Origin of the sequence: Thalassolituus sp. UBA2590 (assembly GCF_002339775.1) — a bacterium.
In the GTDB taxonomy this organism is placed as follows: Bacteria; Pseudomonadota; Gammaproteobacteria; order Pseudomonadales; family Oceanobacteraceae; genus Thalassolituus.
This window is the reverse complement of record NZ_DDKU01000160.1, coordinates 1-8,034: the sequence shown is the minus strand read 5'-3', so window position 1 is coordinate 8,034 and position 8,034 is coordinate 1. Positions and strand designations below refer to the sequence as shown.

General features: G+C 50.2%; 7 protein-coding genes and 2 tRNA genes. 6 read left to right on the top strand and 3 right to left on the bottom strand.

Annotated features, from left to right (window positions below; translation table 11 throughout):
* Nucleotide 1: 1 nt before the first annotated feature.
* The 3 genes from B2067_RS13700 (at nucleotide 2) to B2067_RS13690 (ending at nucleotide 2,038) form a co-directional block, all read left to right on the top strand.
* A tRNA-Leu gene (locus tag B2067_RS13700) sits at nucleotides 2-80 on the top strand.
* Nucleotides 81-135: 55 nt separating this feature from the next.
* Nucleotides 136-222, top strand: a tRNA-Leu gene (locus B2067_RS13695).
* A 211-nt stretch (nucleotides 223-433) separates the two neighbouring features.
* Nucleotides 434-2,038 carry a methyl-accepting chemotaxis protein gene (locus B2067_RS13690; RefSeq protein ID WP_301378364.1) on the top strand — a complete coding sequence of 535 codons (1,605 nt, stop codon included), beginning with the start codon at nucleotides 434-436 and terminating at the stop codon, nucleotides 2,036-2,038.
* A 45-nt stretch (nucleotides 2,039-2,083) separates the two neighbouring features.
* Here the strand turns inward: B2067_RS13690 and B2067_RS13685 are convergent, their stop codons facing one another.
* Complete coding sequence (locus B2067_RS13685) at nucleotides 2,084-4,042, bottom strand: sensor domain-containing diguanylate cyclase (RefSeq protein WP_068444104.1); 1,959 nt, start codon at nucleotides 4,040-4,042, stop codon at nucleotides 2,084-2,086.
* A 163-nt stretch (nucleotides 4,043-4,205) separates the two neighbouring features.
* On the opposite strand from B2067_RS13685, the gene B2067_RS13680 reads away from it, so the two are divergent.
* Together B2067_RS13680 and B2067_RS13675 are read left to right on the top strand one after the other, a co-directional pair.
* The gene (locus B2067_RS13680; protein ID WP_301378361.1) at nucleotides 4,206-4,739 is read left to right on the top strand and encodes a TlpA family protein disulfide reductase; all 534 of its coding nucleotides are present in this window, start codon (nucleotides 4,206-4,208) and stop codon (nucleotides 4,737-4,739) included.
* 42 nt (nucleotides 4,740-4,781) lie between these two features.
* On the top strand, nucleotides 4,782-5,615 hold the full coding sequence (locus B2067_RS13675) for an SDR family oxidoreductase (protein ID WP_068444101.1): 834 nt from the start codon (nucleotides 4,782-4,784) through the stop codon (nucleotides 5,613-5,615).
* Here B2067_RS13675 and zapE read toward each other — a convergent pair whose 3' ends face one another.
* Together zapE and B2067_RS13665 are read right to left on the bottom strand one after the other, a co-directional pair.
* On the bottom strand, nucleotides 5,616-6,731 hold the full coding sequence (gene zapE, locus B2067_RS13670) for a cell division protein ZapE (protein ID WP_068444099.1): 1,116 nt from the start codon (nucleotides 6,729-6,731) through the stop codon (nucleotides 5,616-5,618).
* A gap of 106 nt (nucleotides 6,732-6,837) precedes the next feature.
* Complete coding sequence (locus tag B2067_RS13665; RefSeq protein ID WP_068444097.1) at nucleotides 6,838-7,473, bottom strand: alpha/beta hydrolase; 636 nt, start codon at nucleotides 7,471-7,473, stop codon at nucleotides 6,838-6,840.
* Between the two features lie 153 nt (nucleotides 7,474-7,626).
* Between B2067_RS13665 and cysD the strand changes: the two genes are divergently transcribed.
* A partial coding sequence (gene cysD / locus B2067_RS13660; protein WP_301388805.1) for a sulfate adenylyltransferase subunit CysD occupies nucleotides 7,627-8,034 on the top strand: 408 nt, incomplete at its 3' end.

Here is an 8,034-nt window from a genome sequence, read left to right as displayed (position 1 = left end):
TGGTGGAATTGGTAGACACGCTGTGTTCAGGTCGCAGTGAGCTTACGCTCGTGGGAGTTCGAGTCTCCCCCTGGGCACCATCAACAACCTACCGTGTTGATGGCGCTGTAGACGACGATGTCGTCACACCCTTTTGCCGAAGTGGTGGAATTGGTAGACACGCTGTGTTCAGGTCGCAGTGGGCTAACGCCCGTGGGAGTTCGAGTCTCCCCTTCGGCACCATTCAATGGTTATCTTCCCCAACGTCTTCTAAGCAGCAGATCAACCAGATCCTCAGGTTAACCTGACTTTCTTATATACCGCCTCCTCATAAATATCCTTTCAGGCCACATGGGCTATTCTTCAAAGAGGACAAAGCGGAGAGTTCTCTATGGTTTCTAGTTCACGTTTGATAGCTGGATCAATACTGGCCGGCATCTTGGCGGGCATCGTTATGGGTTTTGTAACTCATGGAGCAGGCTCAGAGCCAACGCTGGCCTTCATACTGAGCGCAATTGTTGCGACTTCTGTGACTGCCCTCCTCCAATTCAGGCTGGTACTTAAACCAACAACAGATCTCATATCGAACCTGAACGCTTCGATAAAAGGCGACAGACACGATATCAAACCAACCGCGAATTGGCTGAACGATGCGACTCAAGACATCAACAGCTATCTGGCTTCAGCAAGAAAAGTACAACAGGACCTCGCAGAAAACGGTGGCCATATCGCCATATCCGCAGCTGAAATGTCATATGCGGCAGACAAGCTGCAAAAACGAATTCACGACGAGGCAAAAGACAGTGAGCAGATAGTCCACAGCACGGGTCGGATATCTAACACTATGGAAGAAATGCTGGAGCAGACACGAGAAGCCGCGCGTGCAACCAATGAAGCCATGGAGATTAACCGCGCAGGCAGCGAGGCCATCAACCGTACGATTCCGAAAATGGAAGAGACCCGCGATCAGGTGCAGAGCAATGCAGAACTTATTTCCAATCTTGAAGCCAAATCTGAAAACATCAGCAAGGTAACAAGCATCATTAATGATATTGCAGAGCAAACCAATCTGCTGGCATTAAATGCTGCCATCGAGGCTGCACGAGCTGGTGAACAGGGTCGAGGATTTGCCGTGGTCGCTGACGAAGTGCGTGCTCTGGCTGGGAAGACATCAGATGCGACCGAGCAGATCGGCACCACCGTCGCCCAAATCAATCAGGAAGTGAAACTCGCAGCAGACAACAGTAGCAACCTGATCAAAGTCATTGATGAGGGTGTAAGTATGACGCGTGAGCTGAATGATCATCTCATTGAAATCAACAAACGCGCCGACAACATACAACATGCCGTCAATGCGCTGGTCGAAAACATGAACGATAATACCGGGCATATTCAGCATATTTCCGGAATCATCGGACAAACTTCAGCCCACTATCAGGAAACTGAGAACGAAGTTGCTTCCATTGCTGATAAGTCATCCGGTCTATCAGAATCCGCAGAGAGCATTTTCGAATCTTTCGGTAGTGGTAATTTAGGTGAACCGCACGACACGGTTAAAGCTGAAGCGTTCAGTGCCGCTGAGGCGATTGGTCAACTATTTGAACAAGCAATTGCCAGCGGAAAAATCTCACACGACGCCCTCTTCAGCCGCGAATATCGTGATATTCCCGGGACAAATCCCAAGAAATTTTCCACAGATTTCGATGCCTTTACTGATGAGCTATTACCTGACATCCAAGAGCCGATATTACAGCGTAACGCCTTCATCGCATATGCTGGTGCTGTCGATGATAATGGCTACTTCCCGACTCATAACAAAAAATTCGCTCAGCCTCTGAGTGGTGACTACCACAAAGACCTGGTGAACAATCGTACCAAGCGTATCTTCGACGATCGCACAGGGTCACGCTGCGGCAGCAATCAGAATCTGTTTTTGCTCCAGACTTATAAGCGTGACACTGGCGAGGTAATGCATGACCTTTCAGTGCCAATCTGGGTTAATGGCAAGCATTGGGGTGGCTTCAGAGTGGGATATGCCAGCCAGATGTCCATCCAATAAGATAAAATAAAACAGGCGAGGGTAACTCCCTCGCCTGAACTTATCCTAAGACCAACACTCCACACGGTTACGTCCATTCTCTTTCGCGCGATATAGCGCTTCATCTGCTTTTGACAGCCAGGTTTCAGGACTATCAGCATCATCAGGAATCGCCGAGTGACAGCCCACGCTGATGGTTACACGGAAGCCATCTGCGATACGATCAAGATTAATAGACGCCACAGACAGGCGAATCGCTTCAGCAATAGACGCAACCTGTTCCTGGCTCAACCCCGGCAGTACCACTGCAAACTCTTCGCCACCGTACCTTGCAACCGAATCTTTATTTTCAATCGTTTCACTGATCGCCCCAGAAATGCAGCGTAGAATTTCATCACCCGCCTGATGGCCATAGGTATCGTTAACCTGTTTGAAGTGATCAATATCCAGCAGCAGAATCGAGAAGTTGGCCATATCATGGCGAGCCAGTGCGAATTCCCGATCAAGAAAGTCGTCAAAGAAACGCCGGTTTCTTACATTTGTAAGCGCGTCCGTCGTACTCATACGCTCAAGCTGTTCGTTTACATTCTCAAGCTCCAGTGTTCTCTCCCGAACGCGTCGCTCCAGTGTCTCTGTTGCCCTTTTTTGGATATCGAGGGCCTTAGCCTGTGCCTCTCTCGCAGCCCGTTCGTGTTCAAGCGCCTTCTCCTGCGCTTTACGCGCGTTACGTTCCTGATCCAGGGCCTCGGTCTGTGCCTTACGAGCTAATTTTTCATGTTCCAACGCACTGATCTGGGCTTCGTAACGCTCACGCTTTTCCTGATTAAGACGATCGGCCAATGCAAACGACAGCAGAATAACTTCCATTGCAGAGCCGATCTGAAGCGAATTTTCTGTAAAGAAGTTTCTGGGAATAATGTTGAATTTATTAAGGGCGAGAACGATGCCGCCAAGCAGGAAACTGGTCCAGGCAATGGTGTAATAACGCGCTGCGACAAACCCTTCAGCCCAACGCCTTACGCCAAGTACGATAGCGCCGATCATCGCAAGCATAGCGACAACAATCAGTACCCGAATCAGGGTGTGATAAACCACCAGGTTACTCAAAAATACGATGCCGATACAAATCAGAATCAGCAGCCCGATCAGCTTATTAAAGAACGACTGATCGGTATGAAGATAGAGAAATTTTCTCGTGAATATGCCGGCAAAAATAATGACGCCGGATAACAGCACAATAATACTTTGATCGTTCCAGTGAATCGCTGAGGGCCATAAGTACTGGAAATTGATGCCCTGCAAACTACCGAGAAAACCCGCCATACAGCCGACATAAAGAACGTAAAAAAGGTAATTCCCCTCTTTAACTGAGAAAAACACAAAGAGGTTATAAAACACCATGATGAGCATAATGCCGTAATACAGACCCAGCCCGAGAAGCTGATTCTGATCATGCACAAAGAAGTCACGCTCATCCCAAAGCGTCATAGGTACCTGCATTGAGCTGGAGGTTTCTACCCGGAAGACCCATTCCTGGACATCGCCCGGATCGATCTCGAACGGAATCAGAAAATGACGATGGGGCAACAGGCGATCACTGAATTCCTGCTTGTCTCCCAGACTAATAAGCTGCCACTTACCGTCGTTGGTCTTCCGGTACAGATCAATATAATCAAGAACAGGATACGAGATACTGATCAAGCGGCTGAGGTGCCTGTGACCGGAGTTGGTCAGATTGAATCGGAACCAATAAATTGAGTTGGTATAACCGAAGGATAAGTCCTCTCGAGCTGCTTTCCAGCCCAGGCTCTCTTCATCACCAATCACCAGGTCGCCGGAGGTATCCTCAACGTAGCGGGTAATAAACGCCAGGTTCTGACCTGACTCTGCTTCGGCGACATCAAGCACATTGTTATCTGGAGAATAACCCGGTATCGAAGCCACTCGTGCTGACGCGTCGCTAATTCCAACCAAATGCAATAGTAAACCCAGCAGCATCGCAATCAGCGGCTTCTGTAATTTCATTCCTATTCCCTCTGCAAATACTCATTAAAGTGTAGACGACACTGTCAGTCCTGCAGGGGCATAAACGAAAACCACCCGAAGAGGTGATCTGGCTGAAAAGCCCGGATTGTCAAATACAAGGATACCGCTCAGAATACAGTCTCAATTTTTCAGGGAAACTGTTATGCCAGTTGCTACGCGTTTTCTTTCGATCATGAAGTTATTCACTCGCCTGCTCGCAATACTGCTGCTGACCGGGGGGGGCTGGGTACATGCAGAAAGCCAGATCAATGCACCGGAATTTACGCTGAGCACACTAGACGAAAAGCGCCAAATATCTTTAAAGGATTATCGAGGAAAGGTGATTTACCTGGATTTCTGGGCATCCTGGTGTAGTCCATGCCGTAAATCATTGCCCATGCTCAACGAACTAAGAAATGAACTCAAAGATCGTGGGTTTGAAGTTCTGGCTCTTAATGTCGATGAAACCCGTGAAGAGGGTCTTCGCTTCCTGAAAGAATACCCGGTTGATTACCCGACTCTGTTCGATAACGAAGGAACGGCAGCAACCTATCAGTTGCGAGGTATGCCAACCGCCTTCCTTATTGACCACAACGGCAAGCTCCACAGCCAGCACGTTGGCTTTAACCCAAAAGATATGGGCAGCATCCGAGAAGAAGTTCTGTCTTTGCTTGAAGCCGCAGAAAGTGCCAGATAACAAAGACTGCGTAGTAACAGATTCAACGACGGAGAAACGGACATGACCACGAGAAATGTGTTTATTACTGGCTGTTCAACAGGTATTGGCAGAGCACTGGCGCGCGCCTGTATTTCTCGTGGAGATACTGTTGTGGCGACGGCCCGTAATGTGGATGACCTGCAGTACCTTGATCATGACAATGCCATACGGATGGCACTTGATGTAAACGACGACTCTGCCATCGAACGTGTTTTTGAAGAAGTAAGCGCACGACTTGGTCATATCGACCTTCTGATCAACAATGCCGGTTATGCCGCGATGGGGCCCGTGACCGAGCTATCCCGCGAGAAGCTTCTCCGTCAGTTTGAAACCAACGTACTTGCCCCTGTAAGTGTCACGCGACAAGCGCTACCGATGCTGAGAGCTTCAGATAACGCTCAGGTGGTTAACATTGGCTCTGTTTCTGGCATCCTGACGACTCCTTTCTCGGGCGCCTATTGCGCAACCAAAGCTGCTTTACACTCGCTGAGCGACGCCATGCGTATGGAGCTTGCGCCTTTTGGTATTGAAGTAATTACAGTCCAGCCAGGGGCGATTCAGTCCAGTTTCGGCGATAACTCCCTGGCAGGGGTCAGCGGCCTACTCATGCCCGATTCTTTATTTAAGGCAGTCGAAGATAAAATCCGGGAACGGGCGGTCGCGTCTCAGCAGAACCCCACCACAGCGGAAGCCTTCGCCAAAGAAATGCTACTGCGCATCCAGGGGCACCCTGCCCCTGAAATCAGAATTGGAAATGGCAGCACAGCATTACCGCTGTTGAAGCGTTGGCTGCCTCTACGTATGCTGGATCGTATACTCAGCCGTAAATTTGGGCTTGACCAGTTGAAAGGCTGATCAGTCCGGACGGTGCTCGCGGGCAAGATAATCGTGAGACTGCATCTCCAGCATCCGCGATGTCGTGCGCTGAAATTCAAACTCCAGTTTACCAGTGCTGTATATCTCAGGGATTGACGCATCGGCTGACATAATCACTTTCACACCGCGATCGTAAAACTCATCAATCAGATTGATAAAGCGGCGCGCAAGGTCGTCGTTCTTCGAGCCCATAGCGGGCACGTCTGAGACAATAACGGCATGAAATAGTTTGCCGAGTTCGATGTAGTCATTCTGTGAACGTGGTCCATCACAGAGGGCATAGAAATCGAACCAGGCAATATCATCACACACGGCTTTCGCCGGTATTTTGCGCCCAAGAATCTCAACGCTGGCGTTAGCTTCGACATGGCGCGGGTCGGCTATCAGTCCCTGAAAGCTTTTCTCCAGACTGGAATTCGCATCGCCATCGAGCGGGTAGTGGTATAGCTCGGCCTGCTCCAGTGTTCGCAAACGGTAGTCCACGCCACTATCGACGTTAACTACTTCGGTAAATTGATTGAGAAGTTTGATAGCTGGAATAAACCGGTCGCGCTGCAGGCCGTCCTTATACAGACCGTCAGGCACGATATTAGAGGTCGCGACCAGAGTAACACCTCGGTCGAACAGCTCCTGCATCAGGCCACCAAGAATCATAGCGTCACCGATATCAGACACGAAGAATTCGTCAAAGCAGATGACCCGTGCTTCTTCAGCGATCTGGTCAGCGACCACAGTGAGTGGATTCTTGGCTCCGGCAAGCTTCGTCAGGTCACCGTGAACACGCTGCATAAAACGATGGAAGTGTGTGCGCATCTTGCGCTTAAAGGGCAGCGCGTCGTAGAAAGTATCAACAAGGTAAGTCTTGCCGCGGCCCACGCCGCCCCAGAAGTAAATCCCCTTCTCTGGTTCAGGCTTTGTCCGGCTCAGCTTTTTCGACAGTTTACCCAGAACGCCCTGTTTTGAACGGCGCTGCTCAGCGGCCACAAGGTCATCGTAAAGACGCTGAAGATGCTTTACCGCCATCTCCTGAGCTGGGTCATATGAAAAATCGTCGCGCAGCAGATCTGCCTGATACAGTTCCCACGGGGTAGACACGGACACTCTCCAATAAGGATTTTCGGGGGGCGAAATTTACCGCCCGGGCTGCAAAAGTGCAAATGAAGCGGCTCTCAGCCACCTGCCTTACTTAACATTCCTTCTATTAACCTTCGGCGAACACCGACAACTCTTCCGTCAGGGTGGACTTCAGATCGGTAATACGACCATGGAAAAAGTGACCAGCTCCCTCAAAAACCAACCAATGAGGTTGAGGAACCACCAGCTGCACCCACCCCTCGACTTCATCAAATGGCACGACTTCATCGGCATCGCCCATCAGGACCCAGGTTTCAATTCCCTGCGGCAAAGTAGTCGGAGCATCGAAGTGATGAACCGCAGGCGCGATCAGAACCAGTCCATCAATCGTTTCGGCATGATCACATCCATACAGACAGGCCATGCCGGCACCAAACGAGAACCCAGCGAGAATAATCCGCTCCCAACCAAGCTCTTCTTTCGCATAACGGACGGCTGAGGCGACATCCTGCTGCTCTCCAACGCCATGATCATGCTCGCCGTCGCTGCTGCCAACGCCCCGGAAGTTAAACCGGAGTGTGTTCAGCCCCAGGCCTTTCGCTGCCCGAGCTGCCGTTGTGACCACTTTATTGTCCATAGTGCCCGAAAATAATGGATGAGGGTGACACATCACCAGTCCGGTCCTGGCACCATCGATTTCCATCACTCGGGCATCAAGCTGTCCCTCCGGGCCCGGAATCGCAACGGTCCTCTCTGTTCCCATAACGCAACCTCTCTGAAATTTATGGATTCGAACACCATATTGTTATAGCTATTTGTTATCAATAGCGCCTTTTTATATACCTCACGCCTTGGTATATTTGCTTCAAATTTATTTTGCCGGTTTTATACCTTTCAGAGAGCTAACAGGCCAACCATGACCGACTACAATCTGACCCACCTGAAACAGCTAGAAGCGGAGAGTATGCATATCATCCGCGAAGTGGCTGCCGAATTCGATAACCCCGTAATGCTTTACTCCATCGGTAAAGACTCTGCGGTGATGCTGCATCTTGCGCGTAAGGCTTTCTACCCAGGCAAGCCGCCATTCCCACTGATGCACGTGGATACCACCTGGAAGTTCCGGGAGATGATTGAGTTCCGCGACAAGATGGCGAAAGAAATTGGTATGGAGCTGATCGTTCATACCAACCAGGAAGGCGTTGAACAGGGTATTGGCCCGTTCACTCATGGCTCATCAAAGCATACTGACGTTATGAAGACCCAGGCGCTGAAGCAGGCCCTGGATAAGTACAAGTTCGATGCTGCCTTCGGTGGCGCCCGC